Annotated in this window: 21 protein-coding genes; 7 read left to right on the top strand and 14 right to left on the bottom strand. The window is 45.1% G+C overall.

The annotated features are described in order from the left end of the window. Positions 1 to 118 precede the first annotated feature (118 nt). The 6 genes from IE104_RS16075 to IE104_RS16050 form a co-directional block, all read right to left on the bottom strand. Positions 119 to 1,528, bottom strand: a complete 1,410-nt coding sequence (locus tag IE104_RS16075) for an exonuclease domain-containing protein (protein WP_189420375.1) — start codon at positions 1,526 to 1,528, stop codon at positions 119 to 121. Between the two features lie 236 nt (positions 1,529 to 1,764). Beyond that, complete coding sequence (locus IE104_RS16070) at positions 1,765 to 2,271, bottom strand: hypothetical protein (RefSeq protein ID WP_189420373.1); 507 nt, start codon at positions 2,269 to 2,271, stop codon at positions 1,765 to 1,767. A gap of 102 nt (positions 2,272 to 2,373) precedes the next feature. Next, positions 2,374 to 4,206: a glutamine--fructose-6-phosphate transaminase (isomerizing) gene (glmS, locus tag IE104_RS16065; RefSeq protein ID WP_189420371.1), complete on the bottom strand. Its 1,833-nt coding sequence runs from the start codon at positions 4,204 to 4,206 to the stop codon at positions 2,374 to 2,376. A gap of 32 nt (positions 4,207 to 4,238) precedes the next feature. Further along, positions 4,239 to 4,733, bottom strand: a complete 495-nt coding sequence (locus IE104_RS16060) for a hypothetical protein (RefSeq protein WP_189420369.1) — start codon at positions 4,731 to 4,733, stop codon at positions 4,239 to 4,241. A 13-nt stretch (positions 4,734 to 4,746) separates the two neighbouring features. Continuing rightward, a complete protein-coding gene (locus IE104_RS16055) occupies positions 4,747 to 5,517 on the bottom strand; it encodes a DeoR/GlpR family DNA-binding transcription regulator (RefSeq protein WP_189420368.1) in 771 nt (256 codons plus the stop codon). 72 nt (positions 5,518 to 5,589) lie between these two features. Next, positions 5,590 to 6,255, bottom strand: coding sequence for a DUF4097 family beta strand repeat-containing protein (locus tag IE104_RS16050; protein ID WP_189420366.1), 666 nt, complete (start codon positions 6,253 to 6,255; stop codon positions 5,590 to 5,592). Positions 6,256 to 6,627: 372 nt separating this feature from the next. Here IE104_RS16050 and bla point away from each other — a divergent pair, with 372 nt between their 5' ends. From bla to IE104_RS16015, 7 genes are all read left to right on the top strand, one after another. Beyond that, on the top strand, positions 6,628 to 7,482 hold the full coding sequence (gene bla, locus IE104_RS16045) for a subclass B3 metallo-beta-lactamase (protein ID WP_189420364.1): 855 nt from the start codon (positions 6,628 to 6,630) through the stop codon (positions 7,480 to 7,482). A 481-nt stretch (positions 7,483 to 7,963) separates the two neighbouring features. Further along, positions 7,964 to 8,536, top strand: a complete 573-nt coding sequence (locus IE104_RS16040; protein WP_229838017.1) for an RNA polymerase sigma factor — start codon at positions 7,964 to 7,966, stop codon at positions 8,534 to 8,536. Then, positions 8,529 to 9,539: a FecR family protein gene (locus IE104_RS16035; RefSeq protein ID WP_189420362.1), complete on the top strand. Its 1,011-nt coding sequence runs from the start codon at positions 8,529 to 8,531 to the stop codon at positions 9,537 to 9,539. The genes IE104_RS16040 and IE104_RS16035 overlap by 8 nt, the downstream gene beginning before the upstream one ends. 81 nt (positions 9,540 to 9,620) lie before the next feature. Further along, a complete protein-coding gene (locus tag IE104_RS16030; protein ID WP_229838015.1) occupies positions 9,621 to 12,881 on the top strand; it encodes a TonB-dependent receptor in 3,261 nt (1,086 codons plus the stop codon). 95 nt (positions 12,882 to 12,976) lie between these two features. Beyond that, on the top strand, positions 12,977 to 14,524 hold the full coding sequence (locus IE104_RS16025; protein WP_189420360.1) for a tryptophan halogenase family protein: 1,548 nt from the start codon (positions 12,977 to 12,979) through the stop codon (positions 14,522 to 14,524). A gap of 18 nt (positions 14,525 to 14,542) precedes the next feature. After that, on the top strand, positions 14,543 to 15,232 hold the full coding sequence (locus tag IE104_RS16020; RefSeq protein ID WP_189420358.1) for a SapC family protein: 690 nt from the start codon (positions 14,543 to 14,545) through the stop codon (positions 15,230 to 15,232). 219 nt (positions 15,233 to 15,451) lie between these two features. Next, positions 15,452 to 16,162, top strand: coding sequence for a DUF6683 family protein (locus tag IE104_RS16015; protein WP_189420356.1), 711 nt, complete (start codon positions 15,452 to 15,454; stop codon positions 16,160 to 16,162). A gap of 76 nt (positions 16,163 to 16,238) precedes the next feature. On the opposite strand, the gene glmU is transcribed toward IE104_RS16015, so the two are convergent. The 8 genes from glmU to atpE form a co-directional block, all read right to left on the bottom strand. Next, the gene (gene glmU, locus IE104_RS16010; protein WP_189420354.1) at positions 16,239 to 17,600 is read right to left on the bottom strand and encodes a bifunctional UDP-N-acetylglucosamine diphosphorylase/glucosamine-1-phosphate N-acetyltransferase GlmU; all 1,362 of its coding nucleotides are present in this window, start codon (positions 17,598 to 17,600) and stop codon (positions 16,239 to 16,241) included. A gap of 338 nt (positions 17,601 to 17,938) precedes the next feature. Continuing rightward, positions 17,939 to 18,364, bottom strand: a complete 426-nt coding sequence (locus IE104_RS16005; protein WP_189420352.1) for a F0F1 ATP synthase subunit epsilon — start codon at positions 18,362 to 18,364, stop codon at positions 17,939 to 17,941. Positions 18,365 to 18,431: 67 nt separating this feature from the next. After that, positions 18,432 to 19,811: a F0F1 ATP synthase subunit beta gene (atpD, locus tag IE104_RS16000; RefSeq protein ID WP_189420350.1), complete on the bottom strand. Its 1,380-nt coding sequence runs from the start codon at positions 19,809 to 19,811 to the stop codon at positions 18,432 to 18,434. A gap of 97 nt (positions 19,812 to 19,908) precedes the next feature. Next, positions 19,909 to 20,772, bottom strand: coding sequence for a F0F1 ATP synthase subunit gamma (gene atpG, locus IE104_RS15995; protein WP_189420348.1), 864 nt, complete (start codon positions 20,770 to 20,772; stop codon positions 19,909 to 19,911). Between the two features lie 58 nt (positions 20,773 to 20,830). Continuing rightward, positions 20,831 to 22,375: a F0F1 ATP synthase subunit alpha gene (atpA, locus tag IE104_RS15990; protein WP_189420346.1), complete on the bottom strand. Its 1,545-nt coding sequence runs from the start codon at positions 22,373 to 22,375 to the stop codon at positions 20,831 to 20,833. A gap of 22 nt (positions 22,376 to 22,397) precedes the next feature. After that, the gene (locus IE104_RS15985) at positions 22,398 to 22,934 is read right to left on the bottom strand and encodes a F0F1 ATP synthase subunit delta (protein ID WP_189420344.1); all 537 of its coding nucleotides are present in this window, start codon (positions 22,932 to 22,934) and stop codon (positions 22,398 to 22,400) included. A 9-nt stretch (positions 22,935 to 22,943) separates the two neighbouring features. Then, entirely contained in the window at positions 22,944 to 23,414 is a 471-nt protein-coding gene (locus IE104_RS15980) for a F0F1 ATP synthase subunit B (protein ID WP_189420342.1), read from the bottom strand. A gap of 42 nt (positions 23,415 to 23,456) precedes the next feature. After that, entirely contained in the window at positions 23,457 to 23,699 is a 243-nt protein-coding gene (gene atpE / locus IE104_RS15975) for a F0F1 ATP synthase subunit C (protein WP_189420341.1), read from the bottom strand. Positions 23,700 to 23,731: the final 32 nt, after the last annotated feature.

The raw sequence follows: 23,731 nt of genomic DNA, 5'->3' as shown, positions 1-23,731 counted from the left end.
CTTAAAAACGCCGGGCAACCTTGGTTAAATGATAGTGTTGGTTTTTCTATAAGTATTCAAGAATTAAATCCAATTTAGCATTTAGATGAGGATACACGGATAAGATTTGAGAGCTATGTCATTTAAATAAGGGTTGCAGCTTTATCGACATACTTTTGCTGTAAATCGCTTTCACAAGATATTTATAAATATCCCTGTCGATTTCTGGCGCGGATGTTTTATTTAATATTTCGCTGTAGTCCGCTACTGAGTCTGCCGCACCCAAAATGCACCAGTTATCTACCAGTAGGTGTACCTCTCTTTCGTCGTGTTTGCATTGCTCGATAAGCGCTATTGGGCCTTGGTAGGGCCAGGTTTTAAGCGCTAGTGTTGATAAGCCTTGCAAGAGTTTAAGGTTATGGACCACGGCAGATTGTTTGCCCACACAGTAACCTTCGCATTTTTTTAGTTGGTGACTTGTGCATGCTCGCTTGGCAGTTTGTTCAAGGCCAATCACTTGGTAACAAAGTTTATGTTCGTTGCTGATTAACTCCAAACTGTCGCGGGCTTTTTTATTGGAGGGGAATAAGCCGTAGAGTTTTTTTCGCCCTGCGGGTATTTCTGATACCGAGAATATGTGTGGCTTTAAAAGCCCTTCCGCATTTTCTTCCAAATGAACGCTATAAAATTTGCTAACCCTGCGCAGCCTGCGATTATAAATTGGGTTTAACTCTTTTACTTTTTTGGATTCGAGAATTAGCGCGGTTAATTCACCAGCGGTTTTATCAAAAGTGACATGACGTGTTTGTTGGCAAATTTTCATTTCCTTTGATGATTTATGATCGGACGTAAAATGCGACAGAACCCGCTTACGAATATTGATGCTTTTACCAATATACAAAAGCTCTTTGTTTTCGCCCCAAAAATAATACACGCCCGGTGAATTGGGTAATTCATCAATCAAGGTTGCATCGAAGCCTGCGGGAATACTTTCTTTACGGTATTGGTGCGCAATAGCCGATTTGATTTTGTCTTCGCCATGTTCGTCTTCAGCAATTCGCATAAAGGTGTAGGTTGCTTGGGCATCTGCCAATGCGCGATGTCGGTCACTCACGAAAATTTGGTGGCGCTTGATAATTTTCTCAAGACTGTGGCCGTCGCACTCGCTGTAAAGAAAACGCGAAAGTTTTACGGTGCACATTAGTTTTGCTTTATAGGTGTAGGCCAAACGCGCAAATTCATTGCGGATAAATCCATAATCAAAACGCACGTTATGGGCTATAAATAACTTTCCTTGTAATTTTAAAATGATTTCTTTGGCAACTTGTTCAAAGTAAGGCGCTGATTCAACCATAGCATTGGTGATGCCAGTGAGACGCTGGATAGTCTCGGGAACTTTCGTCCTGGGATTAATGAGTGTTGACCATTCCGTAATGCCGTTTTCGGTGACTTCGATAATACCGATTTCGGTAATACGATCATAAGTAACATTGCCGCCCGTTGTTTCTATATCAACAATAACGCAAGGCAAAGGAAAATGTTTAAGCATTGATTACACCTATTAAAGGAAGCCGCGGCTTTTTACCGCTGAGCAAAACTGAAAATGCCCACATACTATTTACACCAGTACGTGGGCACTTCGGTAATGGATCTCAATGTTCCTTTAATATGCGCAACTAATATGCACAACTTTCTTTAACAATTATATGAGCATTTGTCCGATGGGATTTATAGCCTTAATTATTTAAGCGTTCAACGCGAGCTAGCTCATTTACGCGACAATATTTATTTCGCTTCCGCCTTTTTGTTAGCTGCGGCTGAATCTTGAATTGCGTTAGTGATCACATCCAGCTTTTTGGTGTCACTGGCCTTGGTCGTTTTTTCCCAAATAATATAATCCAGATCGTGTGAAACGCTCGATTTAACATTTATATAATTTTTTTGATATGGCGTGAAAGTCAGAGTCGCCTCTTTATTATCAGCACTTATTTTTGCAACGACTGAAGGCGGAGTAGCCGTTATTGTACCGAGAGGAATTATCTCTTTACTTTCACCCAGATGGAAAATTACTTTATTTGTTGTTACTTCTAACCTCATAGCATTCATCATGCTCGTGAGTGCTTGTTTAAAGTCCTCTTCTTGTTCCTTTTTATATTTAGGGCTGTTTTTGGAGTTTTCCAGAGTCTTATCTACGCTCACCGTCCAATTTCCCGTATAGGGTGACATTTCATCTGCGAGAACAGACTGGGTGAGTGATAATAATAAAATGCCTAATGCTGCAATTAATTTCATTTTTTAATCCTTCTAATGAGTAAGTTATTATTAGACACATATGAAAAAGACCCGTTGCTAAATTAACAAAGGGTCTTTTTTTCATTTTCACTAGGCTGAAAATTATTCCACAGTAACCGATTTTGCCAAATTACGAGGCTGATCCACATCTGTGCCCTTAATAATTGCCACGTAGTAACTCAACAACTGCAACGGCAAGGTGTAGAGAATTGGCGCTAACCATGGGTGAATATGCGGCACGTTGATAACGCGCATGGTTTCGTCGGATTCGAATTGTGCGTCTACATCGGCAAACACATACAAGATACCGCCGCGTGCGCGAACTTCTTCTACGTTGGATTTTAATTTTTCCAACAAGTCGTTATTTGGTGCAACTACGATGATGGGCATTTCTGCGTCGATCAATGCGAGTGGGCCGTGTTTTAATTCGCCCGCTGCGTATGCTTCTGCGTGGATGTAAGAAATTTCTTTTAACTTCAATGCACCTTCCATTGCGATTGGGTATTGATCGCCACGGCCCAAGAAAAGTGCATGGTGTTTGTCTGCAAATTCTTCAGCGAGCGCTTCAATGCCTTCTGCAAGCTTCAAAGATTCTTCTAATTTCGCAGGCAAGTTTTTAAGTGCGGCAACCATGTCTTTTTGTTGCTCTGCACTTAAGCCATTATATTTACCAATGGCTAAAACCAACATCGCCAAGCCCACTAATTGCGTGGTAAATGCTTTGGTTGATGCCACACCAATTTCTGCACCGGCGCGTGTCATAAATGCGAGATCTGATTCGCGCACTAATGACGAACCTGCAACGTTACAAATAGAAAGGCTTCCCAAGTAGCCGAGTTCTTTTGCCAAACGCAATGCGGCTAAAGTATCTGCCGTTTCACCAGATTGGCTGATGGTGACTACCATGCTGTTAGGTTGCACGAATGATTTTCTGTAGCGGAATTCGCTGGCGATTTCTACGTTACATGAAATACCCGCGAGAGATTCCAACCAGTAACGCGCAACCATTGCTGAATGGTAGCTGGTGCCGCAAGCCACGATTTGAATGTGTTTTACTTTTTTGAATAATTCAGCAGCGCCGTTGCCGAAAGTTTCATCCATTACGGATTCATTGCTCAAACGACCTTCCAATGTGTTCAACACAGCGTTAGGTTGTTCGTAAATTTCTTTAAGCATGAAGTGGCGATATTGGCCTTTGTCACCAGCGTCGTAACTTGCGGTTGATTCGTGGATTTGACGCTCAACGGCTTTGCCATCTTTGTCGAAAATTTTAATCGTTTGGCGAGTGATTTCTGCAACATCGCCTTCTTCCAAAAAGATAAAGCGGCGCGTTACTGGCAACAATGCAAGTTGATCTGATGCGATAAAGTTTTCGCCAATACCCAAACCAATTACGAGTGGTGACCCAGAACGGGCAACCACTAAACGCGATGAATCGTTTTTATCCATCAACACTGTGCCGTAAGCACCGTGTAAATTTTTAACAGATTTTTGTACGGCTGCTAATAAATTGCCGGTTGCTTTTAATTCTTTTTCTACCAAGTGCGCGATAACTTCTGTGTCTGTATCTGACGTAAATACATAACCTTCTTCTTGCAAAAGGCGACGCAGGTTTGCATGGTTTTCGATAATGCCGTTGTGCACTACCGCGATGTGTTCATTGGAAACGTGTGGATGCGCGTTGCGCTCGCTTGGCTCGCCGTGAGTTGCCCAGCGTGTATGTGCTATGCCAGTGCCGCCTGGTGTTGGTTCTGCTTTTACTGCATCTGACAATTCTTTTACTTTGCCGAGACGACGCAAGCGTTGCAATTCACCGCCATTGCTAATAACGGCAACACCCGCAGAATCATAACCACGGTATTCAAGGCGACGCAGGCCTTCTACCAAAATTTCTACTACATCACGCTGCGCAACTGCGCCTACAATTCCACACATAATTGAGTTCCTTTTTGTCAGGATAAATAAAATTAGTTAACGCGTATTAATGACATGGTGGAGGATTCTTCTTTACCTGCCATCCAATAAACTTCTTCTTTCTTAAAATGATCTTTGTCGATAAAGGTGTATTTCATGCGCACCATATGCGGATCATTTTTGTCTTTCAGATTGGTAATATCCTGAAAGTTAAATTCGATTGTATTTCCAACTAACTTGCTCGCTTTTAAACGCGGCTGGTTACCGCGAGCGCAATAATGTGTTCCCAATAGTTTTTCGCCATCGCGGTGAAAAATCGTTTCTGTCGTTTGGCGCGCTGGATCACCGTAAACTTCTACCAACGCAGAGTCGCGCGAAATAAAGTGGTAGTTGAGTCGAAAATTTTTCTCTTGCTCTGATGCCGGCTCAGTTAATTTCCACATCCCAACAATATTTTCCAAACCTGAAAAATTTCCTGAAGCTGGCTGCGCCTGTGCAATCGTTGATGCAAAGCAAACGATCAGGAATAGGGTTTTCAGGTTATTCATTACTGGTTTCCTGCTACAAGGTTGCGCAAATTACTTGCACACCTTGTTGCTCAATTCTTGTTTTGTCTTGGCTACTAATTCCGTCGTCAGTCACCAATACTTTTACCGCTGACCAGGGCAATTCCAGATTGGGAATTTTGCGGCTGATTTTGTCGGACTCGGCCATCACAATCACTTCGCGCGCAACTTCGGCCATAACGCGGCTCAGGCTGTAAAGCTCATTAAAGGTAGTTGTTCCGCGTGTTAAATCCAGTCCGTCTGCACCTATAAAGAATTGGTCAAAGTTATAGGAGCGCAGTATTTGTTCGGCCAACTGGCCCTGGAAGCCTTCTGATTTTGGGTCCCAAGTGCCGCCGGTCATAAGAATCGTGGGTTCGTTTTCCAGCTCGCGCAGGGCGTTGGCGATGCTGAGGGAATTGGTCATCACCACCAAGCCTTGCTTGCTGGAAAGTTCAGGCAAAAGGGCGGAGGTGGTGGAGCTACCGCTATCCAGAATGATGCGGTTGTGGTCGCGGATAAGCGCAGCAGCGGCTTTAGCAATGGCTTGTTTACGAACTGAAACTTTTTCTTCGGCGGGGTTGGCAATGAGCTCTTGCGGAACTGGAACAGCGCCACCGTAACGGCGCAACAGCAAACCATTGGTTTCTAAAGCGGCAAGATCCTTTCGAATCGTAACTTCTGAGGTCACAAACTGCCCCGCCAAAGCCTCAACACTGACTTCGCCACTGGCGTTAAGCAGGTCAATAATGGCGCGGCGACGCTGTTGAGTGTTACGTTTGGTCATTTAGGCTTGCCTTAAGTTTCGTTTCGAAAGATATTGTAGCTTTTCGAAAGATAAAAGCAAGCCTATTGATTACTAATTGAGCCTAAGTTGCACTTCACCAGCCAGAACACTGGCTTTGGTCTGGCAAGAGCCCGTGCCTTTCCAGCTTGCATTTGCACCTACCAACAGCGAGCGGTCACCTTCGATTTTTTCGCCTGTAGGGGAAATTACATGTGCATCGCCAACTTTGGCGCTGAGCTCTGCCGAGGCAAATTGATTTTCCTTGAGCCTGATATTGAGCTCACCGGCGTTGACTTCGGCAGTGAGGCAGGCGCTGGTGTCGCTAATGCGCAGTTCGCCAGCGCTCAAGTTAACGTCCAATTTTTTATCTTTGGGTACGCCGATTTTCACCTTAAGGGTAATGTGATCGTAACGGGTAATTCCAGCCGGGCTTAAGCTCAACTCGGTGACCGTGCCAGTTTTTTTGCTCCAGCCTAATTCTTTGATCAGCTTGTAACAGTTTTCCTGATTTTCTTTCTGGCAAACTACCGTAACCACTGCAGTTAAACCAGTACCCGCCGTGCCAATGATTTCCACATCACCAGCGGGTATTTCTAACCGCAGGAGCTCCGCCTGAGCAATATCCTCTTGCAAGGTTACTGTTCGTTCACCTTCTGCTGCAAAAGCCATGGCAGAATTGAACGCCACCGCCAAGGTAAGGGCGCTGTAGACGATTTTGTTGCGACTCATGCTAAACATATTGGCCATCCATTAGAGTTAGGTGATGGCAGCCCGAAAGAGCTGCCTTATTATTTATTGATCCTGATTGCGCTGATTCATCTTGTCTCGCTGTTTGTGTCCGATTTCGGAATTAGCAGTTCGTTTTCGGAATAATCCTGCCAATAGATTTACTTCTTAAAATAATTTTCACGCAAATCAACGAGTTAATTTTTTGGCATAGACATTGTAATGCAGTACAGAAATCTACTCGGGTGCTGTGCCTGCAGTTCTCTAGACGTATGTTTGTACCTGTTTGGATTCTTTTTTTAGAAAAATATTTTCAGCAATTCACCATAGACAGGGTTAAAGTAACTCACCGTTTGTTAGCCTGTCGTTATTAAGGAAAAACTTATGAAAGCTTTTCAGATTTTAAGTGCGCTTTTAGTGTCGAACATTTTAGTTTCAAGTAGCGCCTTCGCCCACGACCCCAGCTGGAGCGAGCCTCACGCGCCCTTTCAAATTACCGATCACATCTATTCTGTGGGTACCAAAGGCATAGGTGTTTACCTGATTACCACGCCGGAAGGCCATATATTAGTCGACGGTGCTACTGAGGAAGGTGGGAAGATCGTGGAGGCTAATATAAAAAGCCTGGGCTTTAAGTTAAGCGACGTTAAATATCTTTTGGAAAACCATGCACATTACGATCATGTCGCGGGCCTTGCGCAAATAAAAAAATCTACTGGCGCTAAATTGCTTGCGAGCAAGAACGATGTAAAAGCTTTGGAGAGAGGCGCGCATACTGGCGATAATGAAAACGGCGCAACAAAATTTCCTGCTGTGAAAGTTGATCGCATCATCGCCGATGGTGAGCAAATAAAATTAGGTGGTATTAGTCTGCAAGCGGTATTTACACCGGGCCACACCGAAGGCGCAACCAGTTGGTTAACGCGCGATACAATTAACGGCGAAGATCACAGCGTGTTTTTCTTAAGCAGTATTACTGTGGCGGGAAATCGTTTAATTAATAATAAAGTGAGCCCTAACATCGTTGAGGATTACCGCAAAACTTTTGCGCGCGCCAAGGTGATCCAGGCAGATATTTTATTGATTGGCCATCCGCCTGTTATTAATCACGATGAAAAACACCAAGCGCAAAAAAACGGTAACCCGAATGCGTTTGTTAACCCAAATGAATTAAAGGAATTTGTCACCAAAGCAGAAGCTGCTTTTGACGCTGAATTAGAAAAGCAAAAGCAGAAATGATTGTTGTCTTAATCAAGCCGCAAATTTTAAAACTCTCCCAAACTAGCGATGCGTTTTTCTAACAAGATCTTCGCACCGCTAATGCCGCCTTCTGCAGCGTCGGCGTAATTCCTCCTCATCAACAGAAAAATCCTCAGGCTTGGCGATTGCCCAAGCCCGGGTATTTCTGCGTCAACCTTAATCACAACATAACTGAAAAGCTCATGACGTCTTTAAAGGTGGCGAGCTGACTGTCCACGCAGCGGAAATATTTACAGCCCCCTGAGGTTAGGGAACTTGTTTCCCAGCTCAGGTATCTCTTATGATAATCAGATTAAATATCATATAGAATGATGATTAAGTTTAGTTAAGCGAAATTTTTATCTTATTGATTTTTAAGTAATTATTAAATTTTTGGATTTATTTTCAAACTGACTAGCGGATTTTTTTCGCTAATTCGTCTTAGTATTTTGGGTCAAAACATAATAATCACAGGTCACCTATGTCAAACCGAGAGAATCTTTCGACCCTGTTTATGGGTATCCAGCGGAGTTTGGCCAAGGTCGCATCTACTATTGCACCGCCCAAGGAAATTGAAGACATAGTTCAGGAAACCTACGTCCGGATTTGTGAAATATCCAACGAGGAACCTATAAAAAGCCCTCGTTCGTTTATGTACCGGATTGTGAAAAACCTGGCGCTGGACCATGTCAAACGCGCGGAAAACCGGTTGTCCATCAGCCTTGATGATAGCGAGCATGCCGATATCCAGGAGCTCATTGAGCAGACGGGCGAAGATTCCACCTTCAATACAGTCGCTTCCAAAGAAGAATTTGAATTGTTTTGCAGAGCAGTTCGCGAGCTGCCTATTCAATGCAGACGCGTATTTGTGATGAAGAAAGTTTATGGTTACAGCCAAAAAGAAATTGCCGCTGATTTAAATATCAGTGAGAGCACCGTTGAAAAACATATAGCCTTCGGGATTAAACGATGTTTCCACTACATGAACTTTCAGTTGGAACCACTGCCAGAAACCAGCAGAGAAGATTCCGTCATGGAGGTTCATTGTGAGTAATATTGTGGATTTCCCCAATCAGGAAAAACGTTTTGACGAAGCCAGTTTGTGGATTGCGCGTCTGGATAGAAAATTAACCAAAAGCGAAGAAGCGGAATTACAACACTGGTTAGCGCAAGATGCCGAGAACGGCAAAGTATTAATGCGTTTGGCCCAGCTCTGGGACAAGATGGACAGACTGTCTTTGTTGTCAGAAATTTTTCAGATACAACCGCGAAAAAAATCCTACACCATGCACTACGCCGTGGCGGCATCTTTTTTGTTTGCCTGCCTGGGTGCTTTTTTGTTGATGCCATTTGCCGTGGAAAAAGCTACGCCTGAACTGGCTTACAAAACGTCTGTAGGCGAACAGCGAAAAATTTTGCTCGACGATGGCTCAACGCTGATTTTGAATACCGATAGCCAGGTGAAAGTTGTCTATTCCCCCAAGCAGCGTTTGTTGTTGCTCAGCCGCGGTGAAATTCATGTTGATGTTGCTCACGATACCTCACGGCCTTTACGCGTTGTCGCTAACGACAAAGTCGTTCAAGCAGTGGGCACTGCTTTTGATGTGCGAGTACTGAGTTCGAACAAAGTGAAATTGTGGGTTACCGAAGGGCGCGTGGCTATTGCGGATAACAAACATATTGAAAATCCTGTCGCACTGGAACAAGAGCCGCTGAATAATCCCAACCTATTTATTTCCAAAGGCGAGAAGGCAATTTTATCTGGCGTGATCCAACAGGTAGAAAAAATCAGCGATGGTGAAATGACGGCACAACTAAGCTGGCAACAAGGCACTATCGTATTTCGCGGCGAAACACTGGATGAAGCTGTGTTGGAATTTAACCGCTACAGCGACCAAACTTTTGTGATTCACGACTCCTCCCTTAAACAAATTCGTATTGCCGGTGTATTTAAAATTGGCGATACCCCCAGTTTGCTATCAACCTTGCACAATAATTTTGATATCCAATATGAATACGATAAAGCGAACCAAATCCTGTTAACCATGGATAAATGATTCGGCTAATCGAAGAATAACTTTTTACATAGGAAACTTTTTTATAAAAATAATTTTATGCGGTCAACAATAAACTGGTAAATGAAGCACTCGCAATGGTGGAAAAAGCAATCTCTATCGTCTTATAAGTGTGCAGGCAAAAACCTGTCACCACGTATGGTCGATAAAGTCTTATTCAGCACTTTAGTCGTAGGTTGTCTGGTATTAAATTCACCGGCAACTTTGGCTAGCGCTGAGGTTTTGTCAAAAAAATATGACTTCGACATACCGAGAGAACGAGCTGATCTTGCTCTGACTACCTTTGCCGAACAAGCCAACCTGACGCTGATATTTCCTTACGATAAAGTTAAAGAAATACAAGCTCACAAGTTGTCTGGTCATTATTCTATTGACGACGCTATAGATATTTTATTGCGTAATACCGGTTTAAAAATGGTAGTCGATACCAACGGTCAGCTCATGATTATCCAAAATACTAATAATCAGGAGTCTGAAGAGATGCCAAAAAAAACCAAGTTATCAACCGCTATAGTGGCGATAATATCTTCGGTGTTCACTTCGCAATATGCAGCCGCACAGGACAATGGAACTGCGCCTACTGCTGAAGAAGTTATAGTCACCGGGATTCGCCAATCTTTACAACGCAATATGGATATTAAACGCGATGCTTCCGGAGTTGTGGACGCAATTACCGCTGAAGATATAGGTAAATTTCCCGATTCAAACATTGCAGCATCATTGCAACGTGTTCCTGGTGTTTCAATTCAACGCAGCGGTGCGCGTGGTGAACCTACAGGTATTACCGTGCGTGGTTTTGGTGGCGACTTTAACGAAACATTATTTGATGGCCGCAGAATTTCTACTGCATCCGGCGGCCGCTCGGTTGATTTCAGTACGGTAGGTGCAGATTTTGTTGGCGGTGTTTCCGTCATGAAAACACCTGACGTAACCATGGGCAGCAATTCGATTGGTGCCACCGTTAATATTTCATATCCGAAACCTTTTGATCATCCCGGCCAAAAAGTTGCGCTATCTGCTTCTGGCTCCACGCAAGATCAGTCTGGTGAAATAAAACCAACATTGGGTGCTTTGTACAGCAACACTTTTGCTGACGACACCCTGGGTATTTTGGTGAACCTGATTCAAACCGAACAGGAAACCGAAGCCAACCACGTATTTGTTTCCGGATGGCAAGGCGGAAAAGTTCGCCCCTGCCAATTAACAGCGAATTGTACGAATAGCGAATTAAATGCGCCCGGCTCACTTGTTAGCTGGAGCCAAATTCAATTTGGTGCTGATCAAAATATTACAACCGATGAACGTCTGGACGGACGCATTGCTTTCCAATGGAAACCTAACGATCAATTATTATTAACCATTGACGACAACTATTCGCGCCAGGAAGTTGAAACTTTTAACTATGGTTTTGGTGTATGGTTTGATTTCAACGCGTTTCGTAATGTTAAGCAAGATTCAAACGGCACCATTGTTGATTTCGTTAACCTTGATGACGTAATGAATTTAAACGCGGGCATCAACCGTTCACTGCTCGAAACCAATCAAATTGGCGTGAACGTAAAATATGATCTTAACGATAATCTTTCATATACATTTGATTTAGCACACGCAAAAAGTGAATTAAATCCCGACGGGCAAAATAGTACCGATGGTATGAACCTGGGTTACGGTGGCGCCCTGGGCTGTGATATGGGCGTTGCTGTAACGGGCGATAGCAGCAGTCACTTGCCGGTGATGTCTACCTTTGGTCCTTCTTGCAATGAAAGCAAAGTTGTGCGCGATCCGAGCGTGATTGGTTCGCACGTTATTGTGCGTATGCGTCAGGAAAATACTGACACTATTGACCAAGCGAAATTCGCGGTGAATTGGACGCAAGATAATCTTAAGCTAAGCCTTGGTGCGTCGATTGTTGACGATAATTTCACGCTGCAAAACAGCAATACCTTCGCCAATAATTTCTGGCAAACCTGGTCAGGTTATGGTTTGCCATCTGGCAGAACCACTGGCGTGGTCATTCCAACATCAGTGCCCAGACATTTTGTTAGCACTTCAGATTTTATTCCAGGATTCTCTGGTAATGATGCGTTAATTCCTGAGTTGTTGGCCTACAATCCGTTTGATGTGTACAGCTATCTTGAAGGATTAGGTAATCCGCAAACGAAAAATATTCCAGGCTACAACTATGATTGCTGTGGTACTAACTACACCGGCAAATTGGAGTTGGCGTTAGATCCTGGTAGCGTGCAAGATATTACGGAAACCACAACATCATTATTTTTGAAAATTGCATTTGATACCGAATTAGGTAGCTTACCTTTCCATATCAACGCAGGTGTTAGAGAAGAACAAACCGAAATAGAATCCAAAGGCCAAGGTCGTGTACCCACTCAATTAACTTTGAGCCCCGCCGACCCCACACTTTTGACAACCACTTTCTCTGATTCAAAATCTATTTCAACTTCGCACGATTATGCATTCCTGTTACCCAGCCTGGATTTAAAACTGGAATTAACCGACGAATTGAATTTGCGTTTTGATGCATCACGCACACTCACTCGTCCATCCATTAACTTCCTCACTCCAGTATTAAACGTAGGTTCATTGCCACGCGTAGGGGCCTTAACGGCAACGGGCGGCAATCCGAAATTGGAACCCTTCCTGTCGGACAACATGGACCTTGCGTTGGAATGGTATTACCAGGACAACTCTTATGTTGCCGGTAACTATTTTGTGAAGGATGTAACCAACTTCATCGTGCAAGGTACGCAACGTCAAACCATTAACGACGTGATTGATCCAAGCACCGGCCAAAAAGCCATTTATAACGTGAGCCAACGCGTGAATGGTCCTAAAGCGCGCGTCGATGGACTTGAGCTTGCGTGGCAACATGTATTTGGTGAATCAGGTTTTGGTTTCAATGCCAACGCCACCATCGTAAATACCGACAAACCCTATGACCGCAACGATTTAAGTCAAAGTGGATTTGCAGTGACCGGCCTTGCCGACTCAATGAACTTTGTTGGCTTCTATGATCGTAACGGTTTTGAATTGCGTGTGGCTGTTAACTGGCGCGATGAATACTTGTTGCAATTCGGGCAGGGCCAAAATATTTCTGAATACGGCGCTGAACCTACATTTGTTAACGCAAGTACACAAATCGATGTCAGCGGAAGTTATGCATTTACCGAACAATTAAATGTATTTTTTGAAGCGACCAATATCACCAACGAGACAATGAGTACTCATGGCCGATATGACAACCAGTTGTTAGATGCCTGGGCATATGGCAGCCGTTACAAACTGGGCGTTCGTTACAGATTTTAATTTTGTTGTTGCTTACCCCTTTGGAATCAGCTCTTTGAGCTGGTTCCCTTTTTGTTTTTAGAACGATACTTGTTTAAATAAAAAATAATTACATTATGAAACCCATAAAAAAAATCGTCGTCGTCGGTGGCGGCACAGCCGGCTGGTTAACCGCTTGCATTATCGCAGCGCGGCACAAAGGTCGCGAAGCTTCGGGCTTTAGCGTGACGCTCATTGAATCCGCAAACACTCCAACCATTGGTGTCGGCGAAGGAACCTGGCCAACCATGCGCAGTACTTTATCGCGCATTGGCGTTTCCGAAACAGAATTTTTCCGGCAGTGCGATGCCGCTTTCAAACAAGGCGCGCTATTTTCACGCTGGACCACTGGCCAAGCCAGTGATGCTTATTTTCATCCTCTAATGCTGCCGCAAGGTTTTTCGCACACTAATTTGGTGCCTCATTGGTTGCAGCAAAACTTGCATAAAAGCAGTGAACAAAATTTTTGTGATGCGGTTTGTCCACAAGGTGTCATTTGCCAAAAAGGCCTCGCACCCAAAACGATTAGTCATGCAGAATTCGAAGCTGTCGCTAATTATGCTTACCATCTAGACGCTGGAAAATTTGCCGTTTTTTTACAGCAACACGCCTGCAAACAATTAAATGTCCAGCACCGCATTGCCGACGTCACCCAAGTCAAATTAACCGACTCAGGTGATATTGATAGATTGGTATTGAATGGAGATCAGGAAATTGCCGGTGATTTATTTATTGATTGCACTGGCTTTCGCGCGCTTTTAATTGGCGACGCCATGCAAGTTCCCTTTAAAGATTGCAAAGATATTTTATTTTGCGATACAGCGCTTGCGGTACAAGTGCCTTATGAAAATGAATTTTCCCCGATTGCCACCCATACAATTTCAACTGCACAAAGCGCCGGCTGGATTTGGGATATAGGCCTACCTACGCGGCGCGGCGTAGGGCATGTTTATTCAAGCCAACATATTAGCGATGAACAAGCAGAGCGCGAATTGGCTGCTTATATTGGAAAAGATTCTGTATCGGCTCGAAAAATAAAAATTCGTGCAGGTCATCGCGAAACCTTCTGGAAAAATAATTGTGTTGCTGTGGGTTTATCCGCAGGATTTATGGAGCCGCTTGAAGCCTCTGCGATTGTGATGATTGAGTTATCCGCAAAACTGATTGCCGAACAATTGCCGGTTTGCCGCGAGGTGATGGACATAGTGGCAAAACGTTTTAATGCAACCACGCTTTATCGCTGGGGCAGAATAATCGATTTTCTAAAATTGCATTATGTGTTGACCCAACGCCGCGATTCCGATTTTTGGCGCGACAATCTCGATCCATCTTCCATACCCGACAGGTTAAAAGAATTATTGTTATTGTGGAGTTATCAGTCGCCCTGGTTTCATGATGAGTTCAACCAAGTCGAAGAAATTTTTCCGGCCGCGAGTTATCAATATGTTCTCTACGGTATGAAATTTAAAACTCAGGTTGAAGCGGATACTTTGCAAAACACCGCCAAATACGCCGAACGCTTGTTGCGCGAGAATAGAAACCTGACAGAAAAGCTGGGCTTATCCTTGCCTTATCATCGCGACTTAATCATGAAAATACATGAGCGCGGTTTACAAACTGTTTAACTGATTCCGGAGAAATTCGTGGCCCGTTTTGAATTACTGTCTGCTGACCAACATCAGGATTTGCGTTTGATAGCCCAAGGTGAAACGCCGCATTTTACATCGGTCATTACGAGCGAGTTTTTTGAGGCGGCTAATTCATTGCCCATCATGCTGACCAAAAATTCGGAGACAGGTGAATTTTTTGCCGTTGTAATTTTGAGCATGAAATCTGGTGAGCCACCCATTAAAAATCTTGCGCAACGGGGTGGTTTCGTTCCACTGTCACTGCAATGCCAGGGCTTTTATATTTCCGACCAGCAAATTGCTATAGACAGGGACAATCCCCGTTTTAGTAGCACAGAGGGCGAAGCTTTATTTACGGCAAGCCGTCAACCTGCTGAGTGCCTACGTAAGGTACAACACACGTTAGGCAAATTGCATATCGGACAGGAACAAAACCAGGCGTTTATTAAAGCCATGACAGAAAATCAATTAATTGAACCGGTTGATTTGGATTTTAGTTTTGAGAAGGGCGAGCGGATCTCATTAAAAGGTTTATACAGCATTAGCCTGGATTCACTTCATCAATTAGATGATGCAAAAGTCATTGAATTTTTTCGCTCGGGTTATATGCAGCTGGCTTATTTGGTTGCAGGTTCGCTCAAGCAATTTAATTCGCTCGCGCATATGCGCAATCAGGCTTTGTTAAGTAAAACTGAAACAACCTGATACTAATCGCACTTGAATTATTAGGATAACGCGAAGTTAGTCAGATTAAACCTGTGTGAAAAAAATGGCGCGAAACTCATATTGATTAAGTCACCTCTAAACGATATAAATTAATCCGTTTTGCTAGTCGTTTATTTACGACGTGCTTTAATTGTCGGATTGCAAAATTTTGCCCGAGAATTTACTTCTGGATATTTATCATTGATTAGGAGGGAACATATGGACGCCACAATTAACCAATTTATTCGCTTAATAAAAACTACTGTTGCAGTTACGCTTCTCTACCTGATCAATTCTTCCGCCCATGCCCAATGGTTAGGCGCCGATTACGCCACTTATGGTGTTCCCCAAGTTAACTACGCTGCCAATAGCTTTCTTAACTTTTCGGTGCTGAACAACGCGAGCGGTGAAGCCGCATCTTCAGAAGTATCTACTTTAGCACCGCGCGTTGGTCGCTCCACCACTGCCGCAGATTTGGCAGCGCGCTATCCGGGTGGCGCGCAGGCTCAACTCACGCAAATTTTCACCGAATCGCTAACTAACTTTGAGCAAGTCGCTGCGCGACTTGGCTTACCGAAGGATGATGTAGCCGCAGCACTGGCAGCTTTTCTGGTCGGCAATTACATTGCCATGAAGGACACAGCATTACCAGCTGACGAAGATTTCATCGCATTGACCAAACAATTGCGCGCATCACTCGCCAGTTCGCATAAATTTGCAAAGGCATCGCCATCACAAAAACGCCAAGCCTATGAACAACTGGCAATGATGGGCATGTTTATGACCACTGCCCAGATGGCACTAACGAAGACACCAAATCCGCAAGCGCAGACACATTTCCAAAACCACGCAAAAGCTAATCTGGAACAACTTCTCAAGCGATCAGCAGACACTTTGGAAATCAAGGGGGGTCAATTAAACCTGCACTGATTCTCCGACTAAGCGGAAAATAAAAAGGCGCGATTTAATCGCGCCTTTTTATTTTCTAATGAGCAATGTATCAATATTATTTTTTCTTAACCGGGCGCTCCCAACCCTGGATATTTCGTTGCTTGCCGCGACCAATCGCCAACTCGGCAGCTTCTACATCTTTAGTAATTACCGAACCCGCGCCAATCGTACTGCCTGCGCCTAATTTTACTGGCGCAACTAACGCGGAATTAGAGCCGACAAAAACATTATCGCCAATTTCGGTTTTGGATTTATTCACGCCGTCGTAATTGCAGGTGATGGTGCCCGCTCCCACGTTTACGTTACTACCGACAATTGCGTCACCAACATAAGACAGATGATTTACTTTACTGCCCTTCGCAATTACCGCTTTTTTGGTTTCCACGAAGTTACCGATTTTTACGCCGTCTGCCAAATTTGTACCCGGACGCAAGCGAGCGTAAGGGCCAATATCACAATCTGCAGCGAGTACAGAATCTTCAATGTGTGTGTAAGCTTTGATGTGGCTGCCCGCGCCGATTTTGCTGTTAACAATTACGCAGTTTGGTTCCAGCACTACGCCATCACCCAATTCCACTTCGCCTTCAAATACGCAGTTCACATCAATAACAACATCGCGGCCTACGGTTAAATTGCCGCGAATATCAATACGCGCCGGGTCGAGCAAAGTCACACCAGCAACCATCAAATCATTGGCTTTTTGCTTTTGGTAAAAGCGCTCCAGCGCGGCTTGTTGTTGGCGATTGTTAATGCCTTCTACTTCTTCTACTGCGTTGGGTTGTTCAACATGAATCGCAACACCATCGGCTTTCGCCATGGCAATAATATCGGTGAGATAGTATTCGCCTTGCGCGTTATTGTTCTTCAACGCGGGCAACCACTTTTGTAAATGCTTTGCTTTTACCGCCATGATTCCGGTATTAATTTCAGCAATTTTCTTTTGCTCATCACTCGCGTCTTTGTGTTCAACAATCTCTGTGACTGCGCCGGAAGCATCGCGCACTATGCGGCCATAACCGGTGGGATCTTGCATGTTTACGGTAAGCAAGCCCATTTGGGTTTCGCTCACGCCCGCAATTAATTTTTGCAGGGTTTCAGCGCGGGTGAGCGGAACATCGCCGTAGAGAATTAATACGGTAGCGTCATTACGCAATTGCGGCAGGGCTTGTTGCACCGCGTGACCGGTGCCGAGTTGTTGCGCTTGCAACACAAATTTCACATCAGGCGCGGCCATGCGTTCTTCCACTTTTTCTGCACCATGACCGACAATAATCAGCAGTTGCTCACCGCCCACCTGACGCGCCGTTTCCGCTACGTGTTGCACCAGGGCTTTGCCACCGATAGGGTGCAAGACCTTGGGGAGATCTGAACGCATGCGAGTGCCTTTACCAGCGGCGAGAATGAGAATGTCGAGCATGATGATTCCTTTACGATGAAAAATTTGACTGAGAATAAATGGGAATGCGCGCATTCTAGCGCTTTGCGCGCGGCTGTGCCCAGATTATGAAGTCATGATGACGTTCTTGCGTACGATAAGCTCCAATGATGCTTTTAACCCAAGGTGCCAGCATGTCTTTTCTTATCTGGGCTTACTATAAATCCAGATTCGCGTGCATTCTGCCTATCATTTTTATTGGATGTATTTTTTAGGCTCTTAATTTTTCAGGTGATGAAAACAATAAAATGAGCATGTCATCATCTGCGGAAATAAAAAAGGCGACTCGAAAGTCGCCTTTTTGTTTTACATCTTGCTTATTACTTGCCAGCCTTTTTCTTGATGGCTTGCAAGGTACGCAATTGAGCTGAGGCTTCTGCCAATTGGATGGCAGCGCGCGAGTAATCAAACTCACCGCCTTTGTTCGCCAACTCTTGTTGAGCGTGTTGCTGGGCTTGCAGGGCAGCAGCTTCGTCTACGTCATCGGCGCGCAGGGCAGTGTCTGCCAATACGCTGATATGGTAGGGCTGTACTTCCAGAAAGCCGCCAGACACGTAATAGATTTCCTCGGTACCGTCTTGCTTGATCACGCGAATTGGGCCTGGTTTCAAACCAGTCAACAATGGCGCGTGGCCGTAGGTAATACCAACTTCACCTATGGTGCCTGTAGCAATCAACATTTCGACCAAGCCAGAGAAAATCTCGCGCTCAGCGCTGACGATATTGCATTGAACAGTCATGGCCATATCTGTCTCTCTTGATGAATTTCAAACTCACGGTTAACGGGGCAGGGGAAAAACCTGCCCCATCACATTATTTGAGTTTGCCAGCTTTCTCGATAGCTTCGTCGATTGAACCAACCATGTAGAAAGCTTGTTCTGGAAGGTGATCGTAATCGCCAGCCAACAAGCCTTTGAAACCACGGATGGTTTCTTTCAGTGGAACGTATTTGCCTGGAGAACCAGTGAATACTTCCGCTACGTGGAAAGGCTGAGACAAGAAACGTTCGATTTTACGCGCACGGTTTACGGTTTGTTTGTCTTCTTCAGACAATTCATCCATACCGAGGATCGCGATAATATCTTTCAACTCTTTGTAACGTTGCAGTACGGTTTGTACGCCACGCGCTACAGAGTAGTGTTCCTGGCCAATTACCATTGGGTCCAACTGACGTGAAGTTGAATCCAGTGGATCGATCGCTGGGTAAATACCCTTGGCGGCGATGTCACGGCTCAATACTACAGTTGAGTCCAAGTGGGCGAAGGTGGTAGCAGGAGACGGGTCAGTCAAGTCGTCCGCTGGTACGTATACCGCTTGTACAGAAGTAATAGAACCGATTTTGGTAGAAGTAATACGCTCTTGCAGAACGCCCATTTCTTCCGCCAATGTTGGTTGGTAACCTACTGCTGAAGGCATACGACCCAACAACGCAGATACTTCGGTACCGGCCAAGGTGTAACGGTAGATGTTGTCAACGAACAACAATACGTCTTTACCTTCGTCACGGAATTTCTCAGCCATGGTCAAACCAGTCAAAGCTACGCGCAAACGGTTGCCTGGCGGCTCGTTCATTTGGCCGTACACCATCGCTACTTTGTCTACTACGTTAGATTCTTTCATCTCGTGGTAGAAGTCGTTACCTTCACGAGTACGCTCACCTACACCGGCGAATACAGACAAACCGCTGTGCTCTTTCGCGATGTTGTTGATGAGTTCCATCATGTTTACGGTTTTGCCTACACCAGCACCACCGAACAAACCTACTTTACCGCCTTTAGCAAAGGGGCAAACCAGGTCGATTACCTTGATACCAGTTTCAAGCAATTCTTCAGAAGCAGCCAATTCTTCGTACTTAGGAGCGGCGCGGTGAATCTGCATACGCTCTTGTTCGCCGATGGGGCCAGCTTCGTCAATGGGGTTACCCAACACGTCCATAATACGGCCGAGGGTTTGTGAACCCACTGGTACTTTGATAGGCTCGTTGGTATTGGTTACTGTAAGGCCGCGACGCAGACCTTCAGATGAACCGAGTGCAATAGTACGAACAACGCCGTCGCCCAACTGTTGTTGAACTTCAAGGGTCAGATTGCCTTCGGTGATAACCAGTGCGTCATAAACTTTTGGTACTGCATCGCGTGGGAATTCCACGTCGATTACCGCACCAATGATTTGAACTATACGTCCGCTACTCATTTCCGGTTCCTCTTTGTTCCAGAAATATCAGATGCTTTTTCACAAAGTACATCTGAAGGTTAAAAATCAATAAAAACTAATTTTGTCGGTTCGCGTCTTAAGAAACCGCTGCCGCACCACCCACGATCTCGGAGATCTCTTGGGTAATGGCCGCTTGACGCGCCTTGTTGTAAATCAGTTTCAAACTGTTGATCAAATCGCCGGCGTTGTCGGTTGCACTCTTCATTGCAATCATACGCGCGGCTTGTTCGGCAGCGGCGTTTTCAACCACTGCTTGATATACCTGCGATTCAATGAAACGAGTCAACAAGCCTTTCAACAAGAATTCAGCATCGGGTTCATACAAGTAATCCCAGTGATGCTTAAGCTTGCTGTTCTCATCGGCCAACAAAGGTAACAATTGCTGTACACGTGGTGTCTGGGTCATGGTGTTAACGAATTCGTTGCTCACCACAAACAGCTTGTCGATCTTGCCTTCTTCAAACGCGTCCAACATCACCTTTACGCCACCGATCAAATCGGCAATGGCGGGTGCTTCACCTAAATCGCGAGTTGCAGCAACAATGTTGCCACCAAAACTCTTGAAGAAAGCACCGGCTTTTGCGCCTATCAAGCACAAATCCACACCTATGCCTTGATCGGCAAAGGACTTCATGGATTTGATGGCTGCTTTGAACACGTTAACGTTCAAGCCGCCGCAAAGACCGCGATCACTGGACACTATGACAAAACCCACACGCTTCACTGGACGTTCCAGCATAAAACGGTGTTTGTATTCGGGATTGGCGTTAGCCAAGTGCCCGATTACATCGCGCATGCGACTGGCGTAAGGCTTACCCAGCTGCATGCGCTCTTGCGCACGACGCATTTTACTAGCGGCAACCATTTCCATTGCGCTGGTAATTTTCTGCGTGCTTTTGACGCTTGCAATTTGCGTCCGGATTTCTTTAGTGCCTGCCATACTCAAATGCTCTTGAGAGATTGAGACCGCGCTTTCTGCGGCCTCCTGTTAACGGCTATTACCAAGTGCCAGTAGCTTTAAGCTTGGTAACCAGTTCTTTGAACTTGCCTTCCAATTCGCCATTCCAATCGCCAGTTGCGTCGATGTGATTGATCACATCAGCGTATTGCGATTTAGCGAACGAGAGCAAAGCAGCTTCAAAGTCGAGCACTTTGTTAACCGGAATATCTTTCAAGTGACCTTCGTTGGCAGCAAACAATACCAATGCCATTTGCGCTACGCTCAATGGAGCAAATTGCTTTTGCTTCATCAACTCAGTTACGCGTTGACCGTGATCCAACTGAGCTTTAGTAGCTTCGTCGAGGTCAGATGCGAACTGCGAGAACGCAGCCAATTCGCGGTATTGCGCCAAAGCAGTACGGATACCGCCTGACAACTTCTTGATAACTTTAGTTTGTGCAGCACCACCTACACGCGATACCGAAATACCGGCGTTCATCGCAGGACGTACGCCTGAGTTGAACATGGACGATTCCAGGAAGATCTGGCCGTCGGTAATCGAAATTACGTTGGTTGGTACGAATGCAGATACGTCACCTGCTTGGGTTTCAATGATTGGCAATGCGGTCAAAGAACCGGTTTGGCCTTTCACTTCACCCTTGGTGAATTTCTCTACGTAGTCTTCGCTCACGCGAGAAGCACGTTCCAACAGACGGCTGTGGAGATAGAACACGTCGCCTGGGTAAGCTTCACGACCTGGTGGACGACGAAGCAAGAGAGAAATTTGACGGTAAGCCCAAGCTTGTTTGGTCAAGTCGTCATAAATGATCAATGCATCTTGGCCGCGATCGCGGAAGTATTCACCCATGGTGCAACCGGTGAACGCTGCCAAGAATTGCATAGCGGCCGGGTCAGATGCAGTAGCGGCTACCACTACTGTGTGATCCATAGCGCCGTGTTCTTCCAATTTACGAACAACGCTCGCAATAGAAGAGGCTTTTTGGCCGATAGCTACATAAATACACTTAATGCCAGAACCTTTTTGGTTGATGATGGCATCAACAGCAATGGCAGTCTTACCGATTTGACGGTCACCGATGATCAACTCACGTTGACCGCGGCCGATTGGTACCATCGCATCAATTGCTTTCAAACCAATTTGTACTGGTTGGTCTACTGATTTACGCCAAATTACGCCTGGAGCAATTTTTTCAACTGCGTCAGTCATTTTGGTGTTCAATGGACCTTTACCGTCAATTGGGTTACCCAAGGCATCAACCACGCGACCCAACAATTCTGGACCAACAGGTACTTCCAGAATACGACCGGTACACTTACAGGTTTGACCTTCCGCAACGCTGCGGTAGTCGCCAAGGATTACAGCACCTACGGAGTCACGCTCCAGGTTCAGTGCCATACCATATACGCCGCCTTCAAATTCAATCATCTCACCGTACATAACATCGGCGAGACCATGAATGCGGATAATACCGTCGGTTACGGATACGACCGTACCTTCGTTTTGCGCTTCTGTAGAAAATTCAAGGCTCTCAATGCGCTTCTTGATAATTTCACTGATTTCAGAAGGATTCAGTTGCTGCATGCTCTGTTCCTCGATCCTAAAATTAGGATTTCAATGCTTCGGCGAGTTTCGCCAAGCGGCCACGGACTGAACCATCAATTACCATGTCGCCGGTGTGGATAATTGCACCACCCAGCAAGCTCTTATCAACAGAGCCATTTACATTCACTTGACGATCCAACTTGGCGCTCAGGGACTGGGCCAATTTGTTAATTAAGTCAACAGGCAACTCGTAAGCCGCTGTCACCTCAACATCAATAGTTTTTTCTTGCTGCGCTTTCAGGTTGGCAAACAAATCCTTGATGTAAGGAATCAATGCCAAACGCTTATTGCTCGCAAGGGTCTGGATGAAATTTTTGAAATTTGCATCCAACTGCTCACCACAAACTTGTACAAACACAGAAGCTTTCTGCTCGGCAGAAAGACCAGAAGCGGCGAGCGCTTTTTTAACCTGGTCTTGTTCTGCTACTGCGGCTGATACTTCCAATGCTTCAGACCATTGCTGCAATTTACTGGCAGCTTTGGCATATTCAAATGCGGCTTTGGCGTAGGGTCTAGCCAAGGTGGTTAGTTCAGCCATATCTACCTCTTAAAGCTGCGCAGCGAGTTTGTTTACCAACTCGTTGTGAGCATTTTGGTCGATAGAAGATTCGAGAATCTTTTCTGCACCAGCAAGAGCAAGAGTCACTACCTTCGCACGCAATTCTTCACGTGCACGGCTAGCGTTTTGCTCAATTTCAGCTTGGGCAGCGGCTTTCACACGCTCAGCTTCAACAAGGGCTTTTGCTTTTGCTTCTTCAACAATTTCAATTGCACGCTTGTTTGCCAAATCAACAATAGCGGCAGCTTCTTTCTTTGCAGTAGAAAGCTGTTCAACTACTTTTTGCTTGGCTAATTCAAGATCTTTTTCAGCCCTATCCGCAGCCTGAAGGCCATCAGCGATACGCTTGGTACGCTCAGCCATTGCCGCAACAATGGGTGGCCACACAAAACGGCTCGTCAGATAAATAAAGATGACAAACGCCACCATTTGGCCAATTAACGTTGCATTAATGTTCACGTTTAAATGCCTTTGTTAAAGGGTTTAATTATGTTGCGTGGATTAAGAGCCAACAACTGCGAACAGGATGTACAAGCCAATTGCAACACCGATAATTGGCAATGCATCCACCAGACCCATTACAACGAAGAATTGGGTACGCAACATTGGGATCAATTCTGGTTGACGAGCACCGCCTTCCAAAAACTTACCACCCAAAATACCTACACCGATTGCTGCGCCAACTGCACCCAAACCAATTACCAGGGCACCTGCGATATATAAAAAAGCTAATGCTTCAGTCACTGTATTTCTCCTACAAAGTTAAAGTTAAAAAG

Source organism: Cellvibrio zantedeschiae (assembly GCF_014652535.1).
In the GTDB taxonomy this organism is placed as follows: domain Bacteria; phylum Pseudomonadota; class Gammaproteobacteria; order Pseudomonadales; family Cellvibrionaceae; genus Cellvibrio; species Cellvibrio zantedeschiae.
This window is presented reverse-complemented; position numbering and strand designations above follow the sequence as displayed.